Annotated in this window: 23 protein-coding genes; 10 read left to right on the forward strand and 13 right to left on the reverse strand. The window is 35.5% G+C overall.

Annotated features, from left to right (window positions below; genetic code table 11):
• Positions 1 to 75 precede the first annotated feature (75 nt).
• Entirely contained in the window at positions 76 to 450 is a 375-nt protein-coding gene (locus BCI01S_RS05635) for a MerR family transcriptional regulator (protein ID WP_061797150.1), read from the forward strand.
• A 337-nt stretch (positions 451 to 787) separates the two neighbouring features.
• Here BCI01S_RS05635 and BCI01S_RS05640 read toward each other — a convergent pair whose 3' ends face one another.
• From BCI01S_RS05640 to BCI01S_RS05670, 7 genes are all read right to left on the reverse strand, one after another.
• Positions 788 to 1,270, reverse strand: coding sequence for a methylated-DNA--[protein]-cysteine S-methyltransferase (locus BCI01S_RS05640; protein ID WP_061797154.1), 483 nt, complete (start codon positions 1,268 to 1,270; stop codon positions 788 to 790).
• Entirely contained in the window at positions 1,254 to 2,171 is a 918-nt protein-coding gene (locus BCI01S_RS05645; RefSeq protein WP_061797156.1) for a DNA-3-methyladenine glycosylase family protein, read from the reverse strand. The genes BCI01S_RS05640 and BCI01S_RS05645 overlap by 17 nt, the downstream gene beginning before the upstream one ends.
• Positions 2,158 to 2,730, reverse strand: coding sequence for a bifunctional transcriptional activator/DNA repair enzyme AdaA (locus tag BCI01S_RS05650; RefSeq protein ID WP_047941053.1), 573 nt, complete (start codon positions 2,728 to 2,730; stop codon positions 2,158 to 2,160). The genes BCI01S_RS05645 and BCI01S_RS05650 overlap by 14 nt, the downstream gene beginning before the upstream one ends.
• 16 nt (positions 2,731 to 2,746) lie before the next feature.
• A complete protein-coding gene (locus tag BCI01S_RS05655; protein WP_061797158.1) occupies positions 2,747 to 3,529 on the reverse strand; it encodes an isocitrate lyase/PEP mutase family protein in 783 nt (260 codons plus the stop codon).
• A 253-nt stretch (positions 3,530 to 3,782) separates the two neighbouring features.
• A complete protein-coding gene (locus tag BCI01S_RS05660; RefSeq protein ID WP_061797312.1) occupies positions 3,783 to 4,511 on the reverse strand; it encodes an amino acid ABC transporter ATP-binding protein in 729 nt (242 codons plus the stop codon).
• 26 nt (positions 4,512 to 4,537) lie between these two features.
• Positions 4,538 to 5,203, reverse strand: coding sequence for an amino acid ABC transporter permease (locus BCI01S_RS05665; protein WP_047940992.1), 666 nt, complete (start codon positions 5,201 to 5,203; stop codon positions 4,538 to 4,540).
• 31 nt (positions 5,204 to 5,234) lie between these two features.
• Positions 5,235 to 6,017 (reverse strand): transporter substrate-binding domain-containing protein, encoded by a 783-nt coding sequence (locus tag BCI01S_RS05670; protein ID WP_047940993.1) that lies wholly within the window; start codon positions 6,015 to 6,017, stop codon positions 5,235 to 5,237.
• Between the two features lie 599 nt (positions 6,018 to 6,616).
• Between BCI01S_RS05670 and BCI01S_RS05675 the strand changes: the two genes are divergently transcribed.
• Positions 6,617 to 7,342 (forward strand): ZIP family transporter, encoded by a 726-nt coding sequence (locus BCI01S_RS05675; RefSeq protein WP_061797162.1) that lies wholly within the window; start codon positions 6,617 to 6,619, stop codon positions 7,340 to 7,342.
• Positions 7,343 to 7,862: 520 nt separating this feature from the next.
• Here BCI01S_RS05675 and pdxR (BCI01S_RS05680) read toward each other — a convergent pair.
• Positions 7,863 to 9,296: a MocR-like pyridoxine biosynthesis transcription factor PdxR gene (gene pdxR, locus BCI01S_RS05680; protein WP_061797167.1), complete on the reverse strand. Its 1,434-nt coding sequence runs from the start codon at positions 9,294 to 9,296 to the stop codon at positions 7,863 to 7,865.
• A 96-nt stretch (positions 9,297 to 9,392) separates the two neighbouring features.
• Here pdxR (BCI01S_RS05680) and BCI01S_RS05685 point away from each other — a divergent pair, with 96 nt between their 5' ends.
• Entirely contained in the window at positions 9,393 to 10,355 is a 963-nt protein-coding gene (locus BCI01S_RS05685) for a DMT family transporter (protein ID WP_373694329.1), read from the forward strand.
• A gap of 257 nt (positions 10,356 to 10,612) precedes the next feature.
• Here BCI01S_RS05685 and BCI01S_RS05690 read toward each other — a convergent pair whose 3' ends face one another.
• The 3 genes from BCI01S_RS05690 to BCI01S_RS05700 form a co-directional block, all read right to left on the reverse strand.
• Positions 10,613 to 11,569: a TRM11 family SAM-dependent methyltransferase gene (locus tag BCI01S_RS05690; protein ID WP_061797175.1), complete on the reverse strand. Its 957-nt coding sequence runs from the start codon at positions 11,567 to 11,569 to the stop codon at positions 10,613 to 10,615.
• Between the two features lie 110 nt (positions 11,570 to 11,679).
• The gene (locus BCI01S_RS05695; RefSeq protein WP_061797180.1) at positions 11,680 to 12,162 is read right to left on the reverse strand and encodes a hypothetical protein; all 483 of its coding nucleotides are present in this window, start codon (positions 12,160 to 12,162) and stop codon (positions 11,680 to 11,682) included.
• Positions 12,163 to 12,267: 105 nt separating this feature from the next.
• Positions 12,268 to 12,915 (reverse strand): RNA polymerase sigma factor, encoded by a 648-nt coding sequence (locus BCI01S_RS05700; RefSeq protein WP_061797183.1) that lies wholly within the window; start codon positions 12,913 to 12,915, stop codon positions 12,268 to 12,270.
• Positions 12,916 to 13,008: 93 nt separating this feature from the next.
• Here BCI01S_RS05700 and BCI01S_RS05705 point away from each other — a divergent pair, with 93 nt between their 5' ends.
• The 4 genes from BCI01S_RS05705 to BCI01S_RS05720 all read left to right on the forward strand — a co-directional run bounded on the left by BCI01S_RS05705 (position 13,009) and on the right by BCI01S_RS05720 (position 17,414).
• Positions 13,009 to 13,437 (forward strand): VOC family protein, encoded by a 429-nt coding sequence (locus tag BCI01S_RS05705; RefSeq protein WP_061797185.1) that lies wholly within the window; start codon positions 13,009 to 13,011, stop codon positions 13,435 to 13,437.
• Positions 13,438 to 13,711: 274 nt separating this feature from the next.
• Positions 13,712 to 14,815 (forward strand): hypothetical protein, encoded by a 1,104-nt coding sequence (locus BCI01S_RS05710; RefSeq protein ID WP_061797187.1) that lies wholly within the window; start codon positions 13,712 to 13,714, stop codon positions 14,813 to 14,815.
• A gap of 394 nt (positions 14,816 to 15,209) precedes the next feature.
• Positions 15,210 to 16,088 carry an SDR family oxidoreductase gene (locus tag BCI01S_RS05715; protein ID WP_061797189.1) on the forward strand — a complete coding sequence of 293 codons (879 nt, stop codon included), beginning with the start codon at positions 15,210 to 15,212 and terminating at the stop codon, positions 16,086 to 16,088.
• Positions 16,089 to 16,211: 123 nt separating this feature from the next.
• Complete coding sequence (locus BCI01S_RS05720; RefSeq protein ID WP_061797191.1) at positions 16,212 to 17,414, forward strand: AGE family epimerase/isomerase; 1,203 nt, start codon at positions 16,212 to 16,214, stop codon at positions 17,412 to 17,414.
• A 149-nt stretch (positions 17,415 to 17,563) separates the two neighbouring features.
• Here the strand turns inward: BCI01S_RS05720 and BCI01S_RS05725 are convergent, their stop codons facing one another.
• Positions 17,564 to 18,481, reverse strand: coding sequence for a DMT family transporter (locus BCI01S_RS05725; protein ID WP_061797194.1), 918 nt, complete (start codon positions 18,479 to 18,481; stop codon positions 17,564 to 17,566).
• Positions 18,482 to 18,615: 134 nt separating this feature from the next.
• Between BCI01S_RS05725 and pdxR (BCI01S_RS05730) the strand changes: the two genes are divergently transcribed.
• Positions 18,616 to 20,040, forward strand: coding sequence for a MocR-like pyridoxine biosynthesis transcription factor PdxR (pdxR, locus tag BCI01S_RS05730; protein ID WP_061797196.1), 1,425 nt, complete (start codon positions 18,616 to 18,618; stop codon positions 20,038 to 20,040).
• A 257-nt stretch (positions 20,041 to 20,297) separates the two neighbouring features.
• Here the strand turns inward: pdxR (BCI01S_RS05730) and BCI01S_RS05735 are convergent, their stop codons facing one another.
• A complete protein-coding gene (locus BCI01S_RS05735; RefSeq protein ID WP_061797198.1) occupies positions 20,298 to 21,260 on the reverse strand; it encodes a helix-turn-helix transcriptional regulator in 963 nt (320 codons plus the stop codon).
• A 109-nt stretch (positions 21,261 to 21,369) separates the two neighbouring features.
• Here BCI01S_RS05735 and BCI01S_RS05740 point away from each other — a divergent pair, with 109 nt between their 5' ends.
• Both BCI01S_RS05740 and BCI01S_RS05745 read left to right on the forward strand, forming a co-directional pair.
• The gene (locus BCI01S_RS05740; protein WP_061797200.1) at positions 21,370 to 21,849 is read left to right on the forward strand and encodes a GyrI-like domain-containing protein; all 480 of its coding nucleotides are present in this window, start codon (positions 21,370 to 21,372) and stop codon (positions 21,847 to 21,849) included.
• 21 nt (positions 21,850 to 21,870) lie between these two features.
• Positions 21,871 to 22,335 (forward strand): DUF8821 family protein, encoded by a 465-nt coding sequence (locus BCI01S_RS05745; protein WP_047941019.1) that lies wholly within the window; start codon positions 21,871 to 21,873, stop codon positions 22,333 to 22,335.
• Positions 22,336 to 22,348: the final 13 nt, after the last annotated feature.

Genomic DNA, 22,348 nt, shown 5'->3' on the forward strand with positions numbered 1-22,348 from the left:
TATCAATATTTAGAACCCATCAAAAGATTTTAAATAAAAATCATAATTAAAGTAACTTTAATTAAAGGAGGAAAAATGAAGTATATAGATGAAATTGCAAAAACAAGGAATTTAACTGAATCTACATTGAGATATTATGAAAAAGAAAAGATTATACCAAGAGCACCACGAGATAAGAATGGGCATAGAATTTATACAGATGAAATTGTTGAGTGGGTAGATTTTATCATAAGTTTAAAAGAAACTGGGATGCCACTGAAAAAAATAAGAAGTTACGCTGAATTATATAATCATGGTGATGAAACATTAAGAGAAAGAAAAGAGATGATGCTTCAACACAAAAAAAGTGTAAAAGAGCATATTAATAAAACCGTAGAACATTTAGAAAAGATAAATTATAAAATTGCTTTATATGATGTTCAACTAGAAGAAGTAAAAAGAATGCCTTAAAAGATAATCGGCAAAAAATATATGCCGTTCTTTGAAATTATATTAATTAACAATCTGTAAACAACGTAGGGCAACTTATATAGAAAGTAGATTCCATACATATTAATTGATGATACTGATAGAATGTTCTTGTCCAACTACAAGAAAGACAATCTCATCCGTTTATGTATATCACAAGCACAAGATCATCAAATAAGATTAGGAGTAAAAAGGATAGCTGAAACCATTACCTTATTGAGTAATAAAAGGAACTATTATTACTCTCTTCTATGATAAAAATACAAAATCCACACCAATCTTTATCATGATTGGTGTGGATTATTATTAAACATTTTAATTACTTGTGATACGTTCTCTCATGTTGAAGAAGCCATTCTTTCCTCCATAGACCTCCTGCATAGCCAGTTAATGTCCCATTTGAACCGATTACTCTGTGACAAGGAATGACAATGCTTAACTTGTTTTTTCCATTTGCACTTCCTACAGCTCTAATCGCTCTTTCATTCCCGATAGAAATGGCTATATCCTTATAGGACCCCGTTTCAGCATACGGTATTTTTATTAAAGCGTTCCATACCGCGCTTTGAAAATCTGTTCCTTCCAATTGGTATGGGATGGAAAATTCATGACGCTTGCCTTTAAAATATTCGTCGAGCTGGTTATAGCATTCTACTAAAACGAAAGGAGTTTCTGGTTGTAATGAATTCACGCTCTTATCATTTTCTTCAGAAAATAAAATAGAAATAATTGCTTCATGGGTACCAATTATTTCCATCTTTCCAATCGGCGATTCATAATCTAATTTATGTATTTTTGTCATATAATGACCTCCAAAGATAAAAAGTTGCATATGCCTGCCAGCCTTTCCAACCTTCTGCTAATTCTTCTGTTTTTTCTATAGTCGGTTTACTCTTAAGCTCTAGTACATTCTTTAATGCATTATGAAGGCCGACATCTGAAACTGGGAAGGAGGAGGTGTAGTGGAGGCATTTCATCATGACATACTCTGCCGTCCATGCTCCTATCCCTCTTATCAACAGAAGAGATTTTTTTACTTGATGATCATCTTGTTTCATAAGTAATAATTCTTTTGTTAATTTGCCGCTTTGCATATCTTTAGCAATGCCAATGATGTATTCAGCCTTCCTTGTAGTAAATTGAAGTTCCCTTAAATCATCGACATGGATGGACGCAATTTTTTCAAATGAGGGGAATAACCAAAAGGTTTCCTCTTGGAATGTCAGGCTTTCTCCGTATTTTTCAACAAAACGTTTCTTTAAAGTATAAGCAAATGTTAAATTAATTTGCTGACCCATAATTGCCCACACGATCGCCTCAAATAAATCGGGAATGCACATAATTCTTAAACCATGATATTTATGGGTAAGTGTCCTTAACACCTTATCTTTATCTGCGACTTGGTAAAAGCTCTCCAAATCCTGATCCAAATCAAACCATTCCCAAATATACTCCGCCACTTTTTTGTGGATGTCATTGGATTCAGGATTCAATGGAAATTCGACCTTTATGGCATGATTGATTGATCCAACTTTACATAAAATCAACGATTCATTCACTTTTATCAATTTGTATAAAAATCCCTCTTCCATCCGATGAAGCACTTCCTGATTGGATCTGCCTAAAAAAACTAAACACTCTTCAAAATTAAATTCCTTTGGAGGATAAATCTCTATATAAGATTCATAATCAATCCAATTCATGTTGGTATCCCTTGCGATATTCACTAGGAGAACAGTTTTTTATGCTTCTAAATACTTTGTAAAAATTAGAGGAACTCTGGAAACCCACCTCATAACAAATTTCTAGGTTTGTCATAGCAGTGCTTTTGAGAAGATGGGCCGCTTTATCAATGCGTATTTTTTCTAAATAAGCACGTGGAGTTTCAGCAGTTTCCTTTTTAAACAATCGTTCCAAATAAAAGGGACTCAAACCGACATGGGCTGCTATATCCTTTAATATCAAATTTTGTTTATAATGATTGACTAGGAAGGTAATGATATTTCTGACAAGTTCAATATGAGGAGAATGCTCAACTTCTGGCTGGCACCTTTTGCAAGGACGGTACCCAGCTTTTTCAACTTCATTCCTATCATGGTAAAATTCAACATTTTTCTTTTTAGGCTTCCTTGATCTGCAGGAAGGACGGCAATATATTTTTGTTGTTTTTACTGCGGTAAAAAATATCCCATCATACTTACGATCACAACTGATGATCTTCTCCCACATCTCTTCAAATGAAAGATTGAGATTAGTCGACATATAAACCACTATCCTTTCATCCTAGTGCTTCTTTTTCATACAAAGAGGACGTATCCTTAAGCTCTAATAATTTGCCAGCCTTTTTTTCTAAATAAGCAATTACACTATCAGATAGGGCATTTCCAAAACTAAATCGTCTTACTCCTAATTCTTTAAGCATATTACAATTCGTCAGCCCAGGTAAAGATAATAGATTTAGTGGAGCGCTAACATTCTTTGTAATTTCTTTAATTTCCTTTTCCTCTCTTAACCCAGGAACAAAAATCCCGCTGGCACCACTCTCCACATATGCATGAGCTCGTTCCATTGTTTCCAGCAAGGGATTTTTCCCCTTTAAGTAAGTATCCGTTCTGGCATTGATATAAAAGTCTTTATAACCACTTCTATCTAAGGCTGCCCTCATTTTTTCCATTAGTTTACAATGCTGCGTTATTTCTCTCAATTCATTTGATTTTTTCAATGAATCCTCTATATTGATACCAGCGACTCCAATCTCAGCTGTCCTTAATACATTATTAATAATCTGATCAGGATCCTCACTGTATCCAGCTTCAATATCAGCGGAAACAGGGATTTTTACATTCTCTGTAATCGTTTGGATTATAGCTAAGTGTCGATCAAAATCAATTAATTCTCCATCTGAATATCCTAATGAGTTAGCAATTCCCCAACTAGTTGTACCAATTGCTTTAAATCCAGCCTTTTCTAGTGTTAAAGCTGAAAGAATATCCCAGGCATTTCCAAGAAATAATAAATCATCTGAAAAGTGTAGTTCCTTGAATTCCTTCATCATATTCATTTTTATTGTCCTCCAAATCTTTTATTGGACCTATTTTAACAAGTAATCTACCACCATTTCGTCCTCATTCTTGCTTTTATGGTCTGTCTTTGGAAAAGAAAAGTGAAGGAATATTATGCTCTTCTTAGCTCTATTAAAATGAATCATGAGTGGCTGTCTTCTTTAGATTTACAAGCGTATTTTACGAAATTTATCCAATTTACAAATACAATAACAAAGAAGTCCTGCCTAAAGTATAGACAGGACTTCTTTGTTATTTAAGCATCGTAGCTTTTAAAAATTCTTGTGTTCTTTCTTCTTTTGGATTGTTAAAAAATTGCTCAGCTGTACCGTGTTCAATAATTTTTCCATCATGCATATACACAATACTATCTGCTACTTCTTTAGCAAATCCCATTTCGTGGGTTACAACCACCATGGTCATTCCTTCTTCTGCTAAGTCTTTCATCGTTGTTAATACCTCTCCCACTAGCTCGGGATCCAGTGCTGATGTCGGCTCATCAAAGAGCATAATATCTGGTTCCATTGCAAGTGCTCTGGCAATGGCTACCCGCTGCTTTTGCCCACCTGATAGTTTACTAGGATAAACATCTGCCTTATCCTCTAAATCTACTTTTTGCAGTAACTGTTTTGCTTTGGAGATAGCTTTATCTTTGTCTACACCCTTTACCATGATAGGTGCTTCAATAATATTTTCCAGTACGGTTTTATGTGGAAATAAGTTGAAATTTTGAAATACCATTCCTACCTTTTCCCTAATTTTGTTCAAGTTATCGGTGCTTGGATTGACCTCATTCCCTTCAATGATAATGCTGCCGTTATCCTTTTTTTCTAAAAAATTCAAACAGCGAAGGAGGGTACTTTTTCCTGAACCACTTGATCCTATTAAACAAACGACATCACTTTCATAAACAGTCAAATCAATATTTTTCAATACATGTAAGTCTCCAAATGATTTATTCAATTGGTTTATTCTAATCATTTCTTTCTTGTTCAATTTCTTCGCCCCTATCTGTCGCTTACTGCTAATTTTAATTCAATTCGGTTTACTACAAATGTCAACAGTGCTACTAGTACTAAATAGTAGACAGCTACAATGAGTAAATAGGTCATTTCGTCAAAATTATTGGATCCTAGTGTTGTTGCTACATTGAACAGCTCATTCATGGAGATGAATGCAGCTAGCGAAGAATCTTTTAAACTAATGATAAATTGATTACCTAAAGGTGGCAGCGCGCGTCTAAATGCCTGTGGAAGAATAATTCTCCTTAATGTCAGTGCCTTTGTCATTCCCAAAGAACGTCCTGCTTCTAACTGACCTTTGTCAACTGCCTGAATTGCTCCACGAAGAATCTCAGAAATATAAGCTCCATTATGGAATGCTAACGCAAGGGAAGCAGCCCAAAAATCAGGAAGAAGGAAAATTCCACTTATTCCGAAATAGAGAATAAATATTTGAACAATCAGCGGTGTCCCGCGAACCAAATAGACATATGCATCGGAAATAAGCTCCAGCACTTTGATTTTAGAAATTTTTAATAAGGCAAAGATAAGCCCAATGACGATTCCGAGTACGATCGAAACAGCTGTCAGCTCTAATGTCAAAAGCATAGCTTTTAGGAATACACCTTTTGTTTCCGCTAGTATGTTAAAAAAATGTGAAAAACTTGGCAAAGTATTACTTCCTTTCTATTCTGGTATAAATTTATTCTGGTTTAGTGGTAATGTCCTCTCCAAAATATTTCATACTAATTCGAGTAAGTGTCCCGTCCTCTCGGAGTTTTTCCAAGGCTTGGTTTACTCGCTTCAATAGTTTTGGATTATCTTGAGGAAGAACTATCGCTTGTTCACTGCGATCAATTAACTGCTGGGCTTTAATCTCAAACCCTTCCTGTGCAGCACTTTTCCCTGTTACAAAATCTGTGATTACTGCATCATGGCGACCGCTGCTTAACGCTTGTAAAGCCGTAATATCACTGTCATATGTTTTTATTTTGTCCGTATACTTGGAGGCAGTATCGGCATATGTAGAACCTTTTGCAACGGCTACTTCCTTTCCTTTTAAATCTTTGACCGTCTTAATTGAACTATCTGGTCTGGTGAAAATTTGCGGGCCCGAGTAGTAGTAAGGGGTACTGAAGGCAACATGTTTGCTCCGCTGCGGATTAATGGTGTGACTGGCAACGGCTGCATCTGCACGTCCTGTTTTCACCCCTTCTACAATCCCTTTGAATTTAATTCGCTTCTGAACTGGTTTAAGCCCCATTTCTTTTGCAAGTGCTTCGCCAACTTCAATATCGAACCCTGACATGGTGAGATCGTTATTTATATAACTAAATGGCTTAAACTCACCAGAAGCAGCAAAAACAAATTGATTTTTATTAATCAGTTCAGATCCATCTGCAAGCTTCTCCTTTTCGGCACAAGCAGATAAAAGGCAGAGCCCGATTAAACTGAAGAACAGTAGTATCTTTTTATTCAACAACATGTTGGCTATCCATCCTTTTTCTTTCATTTACTTTTTACCATTACTTCTAACTTGATATATTACTTATGGAAATATATACCCTTTATCCTTCTGATAAAACAAAAAAAATCAGGTAGATTCAATAGTAGGTAGTTCTGTTTTTGTGGAGAAACACTATAATTTGCTAGCTTGCAATATAGCAAATAACACCCTAACCGCTTCTTAACAATAGATATTGTCATCGTGCAATCGGGGTGTTATTTTGCTTGTTATTTGGTATGTCATTTTTATTTCATTCAGGAAATTTCAATAGTTTTAATTCTGATGCCTGCTACAAGAAATATATTTTTACACTTAAATAAATGTGTTCACATAAAAGACAAAATCCAGAAGAAAATCCATTTTGTTCAATTCCTATTCAAAAGGGATTTTTTGTGTTTGCTGTTAAATAGGAATTGATGTGATATTTCTGAGAAAGATGTCCATGCCTACTACCAATATTCCAATGTTTTACTATATTAAAATTAGCAGAATAACTGGTTCAAAATCTCTGAGTATGGTTTTGTTATGTAGATTTAGGTTATTTACTGTACATAACCTAAAAATTTGGTGGGATTAAAATGACGATTAGTCTAAGTCTTGTTTTTGTAATTGGATTTATTTTTATTCACTTCTTTTCTAAAACAATGAAGTTTATCAAAGATTCACCTAGAAGTAGATTTCTCTCAATTGCTGGTGGTATAGCAGTTTCTTATGTATTTATCCATCTAATGCCCGAGTTAAGCAAACATCAAAGAGTATTAGAGCAATTAGGAGATAAAGGAATTTTTCACCTATTTGAAAATCACGCCTATCTGATAGCTCTGCTGGGATTAACTATTTTCTATGGACTAGAAAAAATGGTTAAAAACTCAAAAAAAGAAAGTGGGACGAAAAAATCGAAAACCGGTGTATTTTGGATTCATATAACATCTTTTTTTGTATATAACGCGCTAATTGGTTATCTTTTGATTAGAGAAACATATAGAAGCAACTGGGGAATGTTATTCTACTTCTTAGCAATGGCGGTTCATTTTGTTACCAATGATCACAGTTTAAGAAAAGATCACAAAGAAATATATGACCATTTTGGTAGATGGTTACTAACATTAGCAATATTATTTGGATGGCTGGTTGGCTTATTTACCGAATTAAAAGAAATTTATATTTCCATGCTCACAGCATTCTTGGCAGGGGGGATAATTTTAAATGTACTGAAGGAAGAGTTACCAGAAGAAAGAGAGAGCAGTTTCGTTGCTTTTTTCCTTGGTTTGGTGAGCTATTCTGTCTTGTTATTGCTTGTTTAGCTAGAAAGTTTTGAAGTATTTAAATAGCCAAAGCATAAGTAAGAAACAAGAAAGCTTGTAAATAATACTACTTAAACAAAAAGATCCGTCTGTTAAATAAAGGGATACATTTTTACTAATAGGAAAAAAATAGGAATATCTATAAAACGACATTCCTAAATTATTACTGATAAACTTATTTCTATTAACGCTTAGAAATTGTAATGAGAAATAATATTACCTAAACCTAATATGCTTGTATATATTTCCATATGTGATTTGAGAATCCAAATAGAACCAGTAAAGAATGGTTCACTAATTAATGATAGTTCGGCCAAGACAATATGTTTTATATTATAGGGAACCATCACCATTTTTTCTTTACTGCAAATTTCCCTTCTAGAACAAGATATACACTCATTGTTAGAGCAGTAAGTACATATTTCTTAATTGTTTATTTGCCTATAAGCGGAATAGATAACCAAGGTAAAGTAACCATTAGAATGAGAAGCCATTTTTTTCACAGCATAATATTTACAATCTAACTATCTACAAGTTCCCTTAAAATTTTGCTTAACTGGTAAATTCCCTTTTTCAAGTCAGCGATGGAGGCATAGCTATAAGAAAGGCGAAGATAACGGTTAGAATTTTGACCATATATACTTCCAGGGTTCAGTAATATGCCTCTGTCTAAGGCTTTTACATAAAGTTCTTTCATGGAAATTTTTGAAGTTATTTTTAACCAAATAAAGAATCCACCCTTTGGTGTATACCAAGAAGCTATATCGCTTAAATAATATTCTAATGTTTCTAACATGACTGTCCGTCTTTTTTTTAACTCTTCTCGTACCAAGCCAAGGTGCTGTTCATATAACCCACTTTTAAACCATTCAGCTGCTACTCTTTGAGATATGGAGCTGGAACCATAATCTGTCTGCATTTTAATATCGGATAATCGTTCAATGACTGGTTCTGGCCCAACAATCCATCCAATCCTTAAACCAGGGCTTAACGATTTAGATAGACTGCCTAAATACAATACATGACCATGTTTATCATTTGCCTTAATAGGAGAAGGTGGGATTTCATCAAGCCATAATTCTCGATAAATATCGTCTTCAATCATAGGAAGCTGTTCCTTTTTACAAATGCTAAGGAGCTCTTGGCGTCGTTTGTCAGGCATTAAGATACCTGTAGGGTTATGAAAACAAGGAATTGAATACAAAATGGCTCTGTTGCGTTGTTTATTTGTGATGGAAATAGAGTTAGGTATAAGTCCATCTTCATCAATTGGTAGTCCTGTAAGCTTCATCCCAGCAGATTGAAAAACACGAAGGGAATAAAGATAGGAAGGTTGTTCCAGTAAAACACTTGAACCTCTATGGAGTAGCCCCACTGAAATTAATTGCAGAGCCTGTAATGCACCAGACACAATTAAAATGGAAGAAGGGGAAGCCTGAATACCGATAGTTTTAAGATAATCACTCAAAGCTTCTCTTAAAGGAAGAAACCCTTTTGGTTCTTCATACCCAAAAGCCTCTAATTGGTCAGATACTCTTCTTAACACAGATTTCATTGTATCTAAGGGAAATAAATCTTTAGATAACTCCCCTTTGCTAAGTTGGATAAGATCAGCATTAGATTCGGCCAGATTTATTTCCTGTACAGTTGATTGACTTGGTCTAAGTAATCCAGATTTAACGTGTTCATCCCAATCAGGTGGTGGGTTTGTAGCCAATAAAGTCCATGTGTTATTCGCTACGTATGTGCCTAATCCAATTTTAGCCTCAATTAATCCATCAGCCATTAACTCTTCCAAAGCAGTAATAATTGTACTTCTATTAACCTCAAATCTTTTTGCTAATACCCTTTGGCTAGGTATTTTACTTCCGATCGGCCACTCTCCATTAGATATTTTCTCTTTAATAAAATCGATTATTTGTTGATATTTTGGAGTTTTAATTTTCAATACCAATTCCGTTTACCTCCTTATAAAATTTCCTAATCCCTTAAGTGGTTGGTTTTTTTCTTTTTTAACTGGTTGCAGACATTTTAACAAATCTTAAATACTATGGAAAAGAAAAATAGAATTGGTTGGAAATTTTATCGAGGATGTGAACATATGCCGTATAAATTGAATATTAGGATAGTAGTGGCAAATTGCCTTATAATTTTTGTTTGGGCATCAGCTTTTACAGGGATTCGGGTCGGATTACAATCTTATACACCTGAACACCTTGCCCTATTTAGAATGTTAGTGGGTTCTATATTACTCATAGGAATTGCTATTATTTTCAAAATGAAATTGCCTGAATTTAAAGATATTCCCATTATATTTTTGTTTGGATTTTTAGGCTTTACTGTATACCATTTGGCATTAAACATAGGAGAAAAGACAGTTAGTTCAGGAATTGCCAGTTTACTGGTCTCAACTACACCGATTATTTGCGCTTTTTTAGCTGGTTGGTTTCTCCAGGAAAAATTCGGAATATCAAAATGGATTGGATCTATTATTAGCTTTTTTGGAGTAGCTTTGATTTCCTTAGGAACATGGGGGTTTGGAACTGGCAGTGGAATTTTATTTATTCTTATAGCATCAATATCAGAAAGTTTTTATTTTGTTTTTCAAACGCATTATATTAAGAAGTATGGTTTTTTCGAATTTACTGTTTATACCATTATTGCTGGGACTATTTGTATGCTTTTTCTTCTCCCAGGTTTAGTAGGAGAAATTACAAACTCTTCATTAGCGTCCACTTTAAGCGTCATATATTTAGGGATTTTCCCTACCATTATTCCGTATATAATATTAGCTTACTTAACTTTACGTGTTGGGTCCTCTGTAGCAACTAGTTCGCTTTATTTAACTCCAGCACTTTCTTTTGTGATTGGGTGGTATTGGCTTGGTGAAAAACCAACACAGGTATCTCTATTAGGGGGACTACTAATATTAGCAGGGGTATCGTTTATTCATCTTAATTTAGAAAAATTACAAATTAGATTTAATTTGAGAAGAAAGGGATTTCAAAAATAAGTAAAGGAAGTTAAGTGAATTTGGATAATAAAAATAATCTGATATTGATATATCTCTTTAGAAATAGGAAGATTTCCATAATAATTGAATTAAAAAGGAATTAGCCTGTTAAGAAATATACTTAAAGTAATGGGGGCTTCGTTGAAGAAGACAACTTTGCAAATAAAACGATTGGTAATAAATCCAATCGTTTTGTTTGTTATCATATATTAGTTCATCTGGTATTAGTTAATCCTCATCTATTCCATCCCTATGCCTTAGCGGCAAACGATTATTTGCCGTATAAACTTTCCCTTTGGGACTTCACACCGATCTACTATTTCAAAACCTGCTTCACCCAGTATTCCATCTATATCTTCAGTCGTTACGATAACCATTTTTTTAGCAAAGCGACGGGCGCTTTGCAGCATTGCAAATTTTTCCTCATCGGAAACAACGGAGCAAAGATTATATGGCATGTCGATAATTGCCACATCATACATTTCTGTTATGTCTCTGATATCCCTTAAAAATACAGGACCAGAAAGTCCAAAATGGTCGAGATTGTTCCGAATGCCCTTCATGACTAAGGGATTATAATCACTGCCTGTTATATTAACTCCCATCGATAAAGCCTCTACCAATACTGTCCCGATGCCACAGCATGGATCAATCACCTTCACTCCTCTTAATTCTGGAACTGCAATATTCACTAGCGCTCTAGCCACTCGGGTAGTTAGCGCAGTTGAGTAGTTATGAGGCTTTTGTTGGTGAATAAGCCACATACCCTGATTTTCCGAATAGTATCCGAAATACCATTTTCCTTTTAACTTGGTAATAGCGAATACTATCTCTGGATCATGAAGACTCGCTGCACCTGGAATCAAGCATCCAATTTGTCTAGCAATCCCTTTCCTTTCATCAAAATCCATTTTATCAAGGGGATCTATGTCCCGATAATTGATGCCGATTACCTTATAAGTACTAGGCAAAGAAGGCATTGCCTCTACCCTTTGTTTTAGCTCTTCTAACGTATCACCTGTAAATAGAACCGCTATTTTCTCTTTTATAAAAGGACTCCTGCTAGGGTCTCTATCTATTCTGCTCTCTAATACAAAGGCATGTAAGTCAGCATGAAATAGAGAACGAACTTCTAATTTACATAAATGTTCTTCTTCCTCCGCATAATTAAAGGTATATAAGAAGGTATTGGGGATCAACCTATTTTGACTCAAGTCCTTTCTCCTCCTTTTTGGATAAGCCCTTGAGCTGTTCCATTTTTCATGAAAATAGTAAAACGCCATACTCTTACATATGGAGTATGGCTGATTGTTTTCCTACATATTTAAATGGAAGATTTATTAAAGCCTTCTTCCCTTAAGTATTCACAAGCTTCCTCGTAACTGGAAAAACTATTTTCTAGATTGACTCCGGCATATATATTCCAAAACCCTTCTTCTTGAAAAAGGAGGAGCGTATTATTTTCCGTATCAATCCATGTTTCTTCTTCCACGATTTCTTCCTCCACCGTCTCTTCTTCTTCTTGTATATTTGGTCCTAATGATTGAATGGATTTTTCAATAACTTCTATTAATTCTTCTTTTGAAAAATCTCTAATATTGACCATCCCTTTTTCGTCTGTCTCATACTCATTCAGCTTGTCTGCATATACAAATCCGTTTCCATTGGGATGTAAGTGATACACGACGTTCTTTTTATCACTTACACTTTCTGCATAATGAAAATTGACGCGTTTTAAAGAAACATTCTTTCGTTCTAATTGAGGGAACGACTCGATAATATTTAGTTTTTCTTCAAATGATAGCATATTTGCCTCCAGGATTTTTATTAATATTATTATAATTAGTCTCCGTTCTAATTGTGGGTAAAACTAATATACCACGTTTTGTTAGTATGAATATAGTTCAACTTACTAGGATGTAATTTCTAAAATATTTCCATCTGGGTCTATAACATAGAATAGAGAATGGATAGAACTTCTTCTGACCTTAAAATTTTGTGATTCTAATAGTCGATAAAGATAAAATATTTGCATCGGTTTTACTTCCCGTATAGCTTTAGTAAGTGCGATAATCATTTCTTGATTAGAAAAAGGGATTTCCATATCTTTATTATTATTTTGTAATTTTAGTTTCTTTCTCGCCCGATGAAGTGCTGTTTTAATCGACTCATTACTTATTCTTAACATGGATGCCATTTCTTTTGAAGTGTAGCCAAATACATCCTTCAAGGTAACCAGCATAGCCTGTTTTAAAGGTAAGGTAGTAAGTAAAATTTCTATTAAACCATCGTAATCTATAAAATCGCAAGCCTCTCCGAAAAGATCCTCATTAAATAAAATACTCTCTTTATATTTCCTTGTCTCATCGATAAACTGATTTTTTGCCACCGTACATAAATAAGAAAATGTAAACTCCCTTTTCGGCTCTGTTTTTTTTATTTTATAAACCTTTAGGATTGTTTCTTGTACTAGATCCTCGGCTGTCCAAGGTGACCCTGACAACCTTAAGCAATATTTATAAAGTTTTTTAATCACAACCTCTATATCTTCAAAAACCATGTTTCCCCCTCTTTATATAAATTTATATATAAGTGTAACTTTTCCACTATTATATTCGTTATAAGGAAGAATTTCATTTCAAGGAGGAAGATTATGTTTAAAGTAGGTAGTATATTTATTCCCGTTACAGATATGAAGAAATCTACCGATTGGTATGTAAAGTTTCTTGGTGTGAAGATAATCGATAGTTGGGAGGATGGTGCCGGCTTTTATTTACCAGCTGGGACAACACAATTAGCCTTAGTAAAAGTAGAATCCCCCCAGCCTACTGAATTTATTATTAAAGGGGAGCAGAAGAACTCCTATTTTAATTTTGTCGTTGATGATATTCAAGCTGCCCATCAACAATTTAGAAACAATGGCATCGTTACTACAGAAATCGATGATTTTGGCGGAATGAAATTCTTTGATTTCTTTGACTTGGATGGTAACCCATTTAGTGTCGTTAATGAAGTGAGTAATTCTCCCTTCCACTCAGATAATGTAAGGAAAATGCAAGAAAGAGATAAAACAAATAAATAACTATGTATAAAAAAAGAATTATCCATTCTACTTCAATGGTAATTCTTTTTTCTTTTACAGCAGGATAAATTTATATGAACGGGAAGTTTTTGTGAAAAAGGTACCCTTTAGGTTAACGGATGCGCAAACTGTTCAACCATTGAAAATACAGTGTAAATCTATTAACCAAATGCTCCTATTCTATGAAAAATAAGTTATTCCCTGTTAACTTTGTTGCATATAGGGAATACATCTAGAATAATAGATAGAAGAATATACATAAGGAAGTGACAACATGAAAAGACTAGCCTTGCTATTCTCAGGAGTACTCCTTGTTGTTTTCCTCATCTCTTGTTCGAAAAACACTCCTACTATTAAAGAAAGTGAACAACATGATGAAGAACAGACACAGGAAGAAAAGTCTTCTGGTGAGAAGAAAGCAATAAAAGAAGAGAATCCTCCGCCAGCCTACAAACCAATGGAACCAACAGAAGGTGCTTCTCCTCTAACTGAAAAGGTAGCTGAAGAGGAAATAGAGAAGATGCCGAGTGCAGAAGCCCGTGGGGAAGATCGCACTAGAATGGTTCCACTTGGAGAAACTTTGGTAAAGGGTGCTGATGACCAAACCGATGGTCCCTTAAAGAATCATAGACTTATAGCGTATTACGGACATCCAAACTCTACCAAAATGGGAATATTGGGAGAAATGGAGCCAGATGAATTAATGGCAAAATTAAAAGAGCAAACCCAAGCATATTCAGATGCAGACCCTTCACGCCCTGCTGTACCAATGATTGAACTCATTTCTACCGTAGCTCAGCGTGATCCAGGGACGGATGGGAAGTACTACCATCCAACTTCACCAGAGCAAATTGATGAATATTCTACTCTCGCGGAAGAAAACGATGCCCTGCTTATGCTGGATGTTCAACTTGGAACAGATTCCGTTCTAAATCAGGTGAAATTGCTTGAGAAATGGCTAAAGCTCCCTCATGTCCACCTAGCGATTGATACGGAATTTCATGTAAAAGAAGGACAAACTCCAGGTGTTAATCTTGGTCAAGTAGACGGAGCTGAAGTACAAGAAGCAGTGCAGTACTTGACGGAAATGGTAAAAGAAAATAATTTGCCCGATAAAATTGTCCTTGTCCATCAATTTATGGACGAAGCATTAACGAACAAAGAAGCCATCAAGCCAACCGAGAATGTAGAAGTAGCCTTAAATTATGACGGGTGGGGCGATTCTAATACTAAAATGGCACTCTATCGCAAATTCGTGCGCAATGAAGCAGTGCAATACGGTGGATTTAAAATCTTTTATAACAAAGATAAACCAGTGCTAAGTCCCGAAGAGGTCTTAAAGCTGGATCCAAGCCCAGCGATTATTAATTATCAATAAAGAGTTAATGTTTGTGAAAAAAGGGAGTTTCATTACTCCCTTTTTATTATGATCCCCCTCTTCTTCATTCATATTATCTTCTACAAACTCGTGCAAAAGCTCATAGTATTGAAAACCTACTTTTCTCTCATTTCATCCCTTGATCTGCCACTATTTATGATAAACTTCATCACTCTATTATTCGATTAATATATGAGCCACTCGAATTATAAAAGGTATATATCAACTATTCCACTTATTCTCTAGTATTCCTGATATGACAGATGGTGCTATACACTCCGCCTAGGTAAAAAGGTAAAAAAATCCACTAAGCGGTTGCATGTCAAAAAGGAGTTTAGTCTCAAGACAGGGTGGAATGTTAAATAACACATAAATAATTTAGGAGGCGTTACAATTGAGTAAATTAGACGAACAAACCCTATTATCAAATGGAGTCACTCCTCAAAAACAATCCGAGCAGCCGGGGGTTGAAAAGGAAATGGACCCTATCCCGATTTATGAGCTAGAAACCCATGTTGGTTCTGGAAAATTGAAAGGAAAAGTGGCCTTGATTACTGGAGGAGACAGCGGAATTGGTAAGGCAGTAGCGATTGGATATGCAAAGGAAGGCGCGGATATTGCTATCGCCTACTTAAATGAACAAGAGGATGCGGAAAATACGAAAAAGCGTATTGAGCAAGAAGGCGTAAAATGTACGTTGCATGCTGGAGATGTAGCGGATGAAGCATTTTGTAATCAACTAGTTGAAGATGTCATTCAGCAGCATGGAAAACTGAATATCCTTGTTAATAACGCAGCACGTCAGGAAGTAAAAAACAGTGTGCTAGAAATCTCTGCTGAACAATTGAAACGTACATTTGACGTAAACTTTTTTTCAATGGTGTATTTAACTAAAGCTGCCATTCCCCACTTATCAGTTGGTGATAGCTTAATCTATACCGCTTCTATTAATGCATATGTTGGCAATAAGGCATTGATTGATTACACATCTACCAAAGGGGCTATTGTATCCTTTACTCGTTCCATTGCGCAAGAACTTGCCTCAAAGGGAATTCGAGTTAACGGTGTAGCACCTGGACCGATTTGGACACCACTTATTCCAGCAACCATGACAACCGACCTGCAAGAATCATTTGGCGTTTCTACCCCTCTTGGTCGTCCTGGTCAACCAGCAGATCTTGTAGAACCATACATCCTGCTTGCTTCTGAAGGTTCTGCCTATATGACCGGCCAATTTATCCATGTGAATGGTGGACAATATATGTCTTCTTAATTAGATAAATACGTCATTCGGACAGCAAAAAAAATCAAGCAGTATTTTCCTCATGGTAAGGAAATACTGTCTTGATTGCTGCTATCTATTCAATGTCTCGCATAATGGAGGAGTGTTGCCAATATGGAAGGTTCAAGTTATATCCAGTCTGACCATTATCAGGATAAGGAAGAATTGAAGAAACATATATTTAAGACACTTCATTTTTATTATCCGGCCTGTATCGATGAGGAAAAGGGCGGATATATTAATGGGTTTTTAGATGATGGTACTATTTATGACACAGATACTAAACATTTAGTAGCGACTAGCCGGTATATTTATATTTTTAGTATTGGTGCGATTTTAGATGGACCAGACTGGTGTTTAGAAGCCGCACGACATGGGATCCAATTTTTGCATGAACATCATTTAGATAAACAGTATAATGGATACTACTTTGAAATGAATGGAACGGATGTAAAAGATGCTGCTAAAATGGCCTATGGTCATGCCTTTACATTATTAGCATCCTCTATCGCCTACCAAGCTGGCATACAAGAAGCCAGAGAAGTGATGGAAAACGTCTTTAATGTGGTGGAAATTCACTTTTGGGATCCGGAACATGGATATTACAAAGACCAATGGGATGCTGCGTGGACCACTCTTTCCTCTTATAGAGGGCAAAACCCAAACATGCATATGTGTGAAGCCATGCTGACTGCATATGAAGCAACAAATGAAGAAAAATACTTAAAGAAGGCCTACCAGCTAGCAGAGGGCGTTACCCAAGAATTAGCAGACCGTGCAAGTGGAATGATTTGGGAAAACTATACACCGGACTGGCAGCCTGATTATCAATTCAATAAAGACAACACAAAAGATGAATTCCGCCCATTTGGATTTATCCCTGGTCATCAATTTGAATGGAGTAAACTCTTAATGTGGCTTGACAGACATCAATCAGAACCTTGGATGCAGGAGACTGCAGAGAAATTGTTCGCAAAAGGATGGGAACAAGGTTGGGATGTAAAATATGGAGGTATTTATTTTGCCCTATCGCCAAGCTTAGAAGTCATTGATACGGATAAAAATTACTGGGTTATGTCAGAAGCAATCGCTGCCGCAGCCTTACTAGCTGCAAAAACAAAGAATCAAAAATACTGGGATTATTATAATCAGTTATTCACTTATTCCGCCCAGTATTTCATGGATCATGAACATGGTGGTTGGTATACACTGCTTAACCGGGAGAATGAAAAATATAGCAATGTAAAAACCTCACCTCCCAAAACAGATTACCACCCCGTCTCAGCCTGCTATCAATCCATACTAGCTCTGCCATAAGCCAGATGTCTAAAGAATGGCCTGGATTATGATATTAAAAAGCATCTTTTAGTGGGTTTGGCTAAAAGATGCTTTTGTCTCTAGATTTTCCACTATCTTCCGATTATTTTTCTATTATTTGTCTCTTAGTGGCCTGATTAGCACTTGATTTAATTATTTCCAATCCCTTGATCCATCTGTATTTTCTCTTCTCTCGAGCTAAAATAAATAGCCATAAAGATTAGGCATAGTCCTATTAGATGGTAATAATAAAGTGGTTCTTTCAAAAGGAAAAATGATAGAACTACTGTGCTTAGTGGCAAAACGCTTGTTAATATACCTACTGTCGCAGCAGATAATACAGCAAGGCCTTGATACATAAGCAAAAAAGCCAAAACAGTAACAACCATTCCAAAATAAAAAATCAAAAGCCAATCATAACCAGAACCGAATGAATAATTAGCAGTTATGCTATCATAAATAGCCATTGGTAAAAATAACAATCCCCCTATAACAGACACTCCTGTTGTTATAGTTAATGGACTTACTTTTTTTGATATAGACTTACCTAAAATGATAAACAATGCTTCTCCCATCACTGCCCCCAAAACAAGGAAGTTACCTACTATTTCTAGATGACTGCCCGATATCTCTTGCATCACTCCTGAAACGTTAAGAATGATGACTCCTAAAATAGCAGTTATTATACCCGCTATTTTATTTCTTGTAAGTTTCTCTTTAATTATAAAGTAAGCAAGAAGAGCAACCATTGCTGGTAAAGTACTAGTAACTATTCCTGCCTCCATTGCAGTAGTATATTTTAAACCATACAGCATAAAGATACTAAATAAAAATACTCCCATCAGAGATTGAAAAAAGAGAATGACAATATCCCTTTTACTTAATGAAGGAATCCCCTCCTTGTAAATCAGTAAAGGGACTAATATCAGGGAGGCTACTAAAAACCTTAGCTCAGATGCTAAAAATATCGGCATCGTTTGAATTAATATTTTTCCTGCAACCACCGAACTCCCTACAATGGTCATTGCCGCAATAACTTTAAGGTATGCTACAATCCTTTCACTCAATATAACCAACTCCATCTCAAGTAATTATTCCATTTAAACTGGTGTTACAGTAAAATTAACATTATAAATTGGTTTATTAAAGAACCAATTATCATTTATTTTTAAAACCAATATGAACACCTTAGGTGATAATGATGATTTGGATTGAATTAGATAGAACTTCAGAAAAACCAATATTTCAACAAATATACGTGAAAATTAAAGAACAGATTTTACGAGGAGAACTTCTTGAGGGGGACCGACTTCCCTCGAGTCGTGATTTAGCTGCCATTTTAAACGTGTCTCGAAGTGTCGTTCTCGAAGCCTATGATCAATTAATCGCTGAGGGATACATTAAATCCAAACAAGGAGCTGGAACTTTCGTGGAATCTGGAATATCACTAGAGGATTTTCCTACGAATGAGGAACGGCCTATCTCTGAAAAAAGTACTGATTCAATGAGTAAGGTAAGGACAAATAATTTCATTGACTTTCGTTCAGGCGTACCTTGTTTAAAAAAGTTTCCTCGAAAAAAGTGGGCCAGTATAGGAAAAGACGTTTTTGAAACGATTGAAGACTCATTATTTGGTTATAGTTCACCTGAAGGAAGTGAAGAGTTACGGGTGGTATTATCAAGCTACCTTTATAGAACTAGAGGAATAAGCTGTCATCCTAGTCAAATTATCATCACCTCTGGAGCTACTCAAGCATTCACACTTCTAGCTAAACTATTAGTAAAGACTAACTCCGAAGTATTAATAGAGGATCCAGTAACGAAAGAAATTCCTGAAATTTTTATTGAAAGAGGGGCTAATATTACTCCTATTCCAGTCGATGAATTTGGAATGCAAACAGAATGGCTTACAACGAAAAAAAAAGAAAACATTATTTTCGTTACTCCCTCTCATCAATTCCCTTTAGGTGGAATATTACCAATTCAAAGAAGAATTCAACTTATTAATTTTGCTAAGGAAACAAATAGTTATATTCTAGAGGACGATTATGATAGTGAATTTCGCTATTCTGGTCATCCAGTAAGTTCACTACAAGGATTATTTCCTGAACGAGTTATTTACATAGGGACTTTTAGTAAAATCTTATCACCCAGCCTGCGAATTGGTTATGTCATTTTGCCAAATGCACTGGTAGAAGAAGCCAAAAATCTTAAAAGATACACTGATTATCACTCTCCAACTATTGAGCAAGTAATTTTAGCACGTTTTATAAAGGATGGACACTTAGAGAAACATGTAGTTAAAATGAGGAAACTATATAAAAAAAAGAGAGATTTCTTAATAGGATGTCTAAAAAAGGAATTTGGAGACCTAATTGAAATTCTTGGTGCTTCAACAGGCATTCACCTAGTTGTTAAATTTAATTTTAAGTTCCCACAAAAGATCTTAAATGAAATCAAAAATAAAGGAGTTAATATCTTTTCCGTAGAAAAACATGCTTTAATTAAAGGAAAACACAACAACAAGCTTATTTTCGGATATGGTAATTTAACTGATACGGAATTAGCAGAAGGAGTAAAGCTCTTAAGAAATGTGATAGAAGCAGAGTCAGGACGGAAAAATTAAACAACACTACTAAATAATCCAATAATAGCTGATTTGAAGAAATCCCTTTTTAATGGAGGGCAGATATTGGTAAAGCAATTGACAACCAATTTATGAAAGCAGGAATATCATTGAGCATGACATCATTCTCTCTGATTATCATGCAGTTACAATGGATACGCTTAGCATGATTCGTCTCTCACTCGTCAAAAGCATAAACCAATACCTTATTTACTGGTTCAACGTAATCTATATAAATATGGTCTAACAAGCATTGATTATGGACAATATAGGAGTAGTCTCTTTTGTAAACCTTCCAAGATTTCTACAGGCATTTCCCTGACCTTGATATCCTCACCTAGGAATAATAGCCAACTTGTTATTTCCGTTAATTCTTCGGAATGATTAACATTAATAAAGGTCTTTAGAATGGCTGTAGTTTGGTAAGGATTCGTATAAGAAATGGACATTCTTAACGGATGGTATTTCTTATACTGTGCAATTGCCTTTGGACCAAGTTCAAGGACAAGGTTGATTACTTCCTCCTGCTTACTTAGTTTTTCTAAAATCTTTTTCCTACTTAATCTATTATTGGTAGTGCATGGTTCTACATCTGTGAGATTGTCGACAGGCAAAATCCGTTTCTTCTCTTCCTTTAAATCAAAGCCTTCAATCAGCCACATGCTTTTTTCACGATAAAGGTTCAAAAGGTAAATAGGATAGGACTTTATGACTTTCTCCTCTCTAATAGTAATTAGTAAATATCTATCCATAATAAGTAATTGGATTAATTTTTCTAACATGGGATGAGGAAGATCTGACAAATCAAGCAGATCAGGATTATTCGGGTTGGTCCCTTCAAATAGCAAGATGCGATTTAAAAGAACAAGGTCATCTTGCTGGGTTTCCGAGATGAGTCCTAGTAATTTTTCAGCTAAAGACTGGCGACTCTTTAAATATGGAAGTTGTTGGTTTCTCGTGGCCATAAAGGCAATAAAAAGAGCTTTAATCTCATTATCAGTAAAACGAACAGTTGGCAGGACAGAGTTGTTCATCACAAAATATCCCCCGTCCCTTCCGACTTCTGCGACAAGTGGCATCCCCATCGCTTCAATTTCTCTGATGTCTCTAATTGCTGTCGAACGAGAGATGTTAAATTCTCTCATGATTTCAGAAATTGTAAAGTTGGCGCGGTTGTTAATATACCGCATAATGGTATTAATTCGTTCAACCTTTTTCATCCCGTCCCCCTAAACAGTATCATTTTTTGACATGGTTTAAGTTTATTATATATCTATCAAGTGAAAAGAAAAATCATTTGATTAATTTTTTAAAGAGGAAGTGTTGAATATGGCAGATTATATGCTAGAAGAAAAAGACAGTTTTATCGTTTTAGGGGTTGGAACTGAACTTAAGAGTGATTACACAGACTATGCGGGCATAACAAAGGAAAAAGCGGACTTTTGGCAAGCAGTCAAACAAGAAGGAAAGCTTGACACCTTAAAAGCCATTGCCACAAATGACTATATTTTTATCGTAAACGAAGCAGTAAACAACAAGATGATGCATTATGTCGGGGTCATGACAGAGCAATCATTACCAGAAGCGGACAGAATGATTCAATTTCCTAAAGGAGAATACTTAGTAGTTAAAGGGGAAAGTAAGAGCACTGATGAATTGCAGAATATGCTTACTGGCATTGCATTTGGTCAAATCTTGCCTGAAGCTAAGAATTTCGCCTATGTTGGTGGACCAAATACAGTGGTAGAAATGGGACAGCGAAACGGCTTATTACTTGGTGAGATGTGGATTCCTGTTGTAAGGAAATAAGGAGGATATGGAGGGATAGAAATGGCCTATATCGTTGATTTTAAAAATGTGTCTACGATTGGTTTAGAATCTTCACCTATAGCAGAAGCACTTGCTGGCTTACGAGCTAACGAGGCTCGTTACTTTATGAACAAATATAAGCATGAATTTACGGTTGTACCAGCTAATGAGTCCTGTGAGACCCTAAATTATGTAAACCGAATTTTAAAAGAAGAACGTGGTATTGAATTTGCAGCCAAGCCTTTAGAAACTTCAACCTTTCAAGTAGAAAATATCAAATGGACCTACGTCTTTTATGAGGATGGTCTTGCAATTAACGTTCTGTATACAGTAGATGATCCGAAAAAGCGCGCCGTTGGTTTTAAGCTTTCTGATGGGATGGAAGTACCAAAGGAATTAGAAGGGAAATTTAAGTTTGCTAGGCAGAAATCTAAGTTAGCTGGAACAATCCGAGGCTCATTTTTTGTTATTAAAGGCGAATATTAACGTTAGTAAAGCA

The organism is Niallia circulans NBRC 13626 (assembly GCF_001591585.1).
GTDB classification, from domain to species: Bacteria; Bacillota; Bacilli; order Bacillales; family Cytobacillaceae; genus Niallia; species Niallia circulans.

Coding starts and splice junctions, on each gene's coding strand:
- BCI01S_RS05635 (WP_061797150.1), top strand. CDS start 76: ATGAAGTATATAGATGAAATTGCAAAAACAAGGAATTTAACTGAATCT.
- BCI01S_RS05640 (WP_061797154.1), bottom strand. CDS start 1,270: ATGACAAAAATACATAAATTAGATTATGAATCGCCGATTGGAAAGATG.
- BCI01S_RS05645 (WP_061797156.1), bottom strand. CDS start 2,171: ATGAATTGGATTGATTATGAATCTTATATAGAGATTTATCCTCCAAAG.
- BCI01S_RS05650 (WP_047941053.1), bottom strand. CDS start 2,730: ATGTCGACTAATCTCAATCTTTCATTTGAAGAGATGTGGGAGAAGATC.
- BCI01S_RS05655 (WP_061797158.1), bottom strand. CDS start 3,529: ATGAATATGATGAAGGAATTCAAGGAACTACACTTTTCAGATGATTTA.
- BCI01S_RS05660 (WP_061797312.1), bottom strand. CDS start 4,511: ATGATTAGAATAAACCAATTGAATAAATCATTTGGAGACTTACATGTA.
- BCI01S_RS05670 (WP_047940993.1), bottom strand. CDS start 6,017: ATGTTGTTGAATAAAAAGATACTACTGTTCTTCAGTTTAATCGGGCTC.
- BCI01S_RS05675 (WP_061797162.1), top strand. CDS start 6,617: ATGACGATTAGTCTAAGTCTTGTTTTTGTAATTGGATTTATTTTTATT.
- BCI01S_RS05685 (WP_373694329.1), top strand. CDS start 9,393: ATGGAAAAGAAAAATAGAATTGGTTGGAAATTTTATCGAGGATGTGAA.
- BCI01S_RS05695 (WP_061797180.1), bottom strand. CDS start 12,162: ATGCTATCATTTGAAGAAAAACTAAATATTATCGAGTCGTTCCCTCAA.
- BCI01S_RS05700 (WP_061797183.1), bottom strand. CDS start 12,915: ATGGTTTTTGAAGATATAGAGGTTGTGATTAAAAAACTTTATAAATAT.
- BCI01S_RS05705 (WP_061797185.1), top strand. CDS start 13,009: ATGTTTAAAGTAGGTAGTATATTTATTCCCGTTACAGATATGAAGAAA.
- BCI01S_RS05710 (WP_061797187.1), top strand. CDS start 13,712: ATGAAAAGACTAGCCTTGCTATTCTCAGGAGTACTCCTTGTTGTTTTC.
- BCI01S_RS05720 (WP_061797191.1), top strand. CDS start 16,212: ATGGAAGGTTCAAGTTATATCCAGTCTGACCATTATCAGGATAAGGAA.
- pdxR (WP_061797196.1), top strand. CDS start 18,616: ATGATTTGGATTGAATTAGATAGAACTTCAGAAAAACCAATATTTCAA.
- BCI01S_RS05735 (WP_061797198.1), bottom strand. CDS start 21,260: ATGAAAAAGGTTGAACGAATTAATACCATTATGCGGTATATTAACAAC.
- BCI01S_RS05740 (WP_061797200.1), top strand. CDS start 21,370: ATGGCAGATTATATGCTAGAAGAAAAAGACAGTTTTATCGTTTTAGGG.
- BCI01S_RS05745 (WP_047941019.1), top strand. CDS start 21,871: ATGGCCTATATCGTTGATTTTAAAAATGTGTCTACGATTGGTTTAGAA.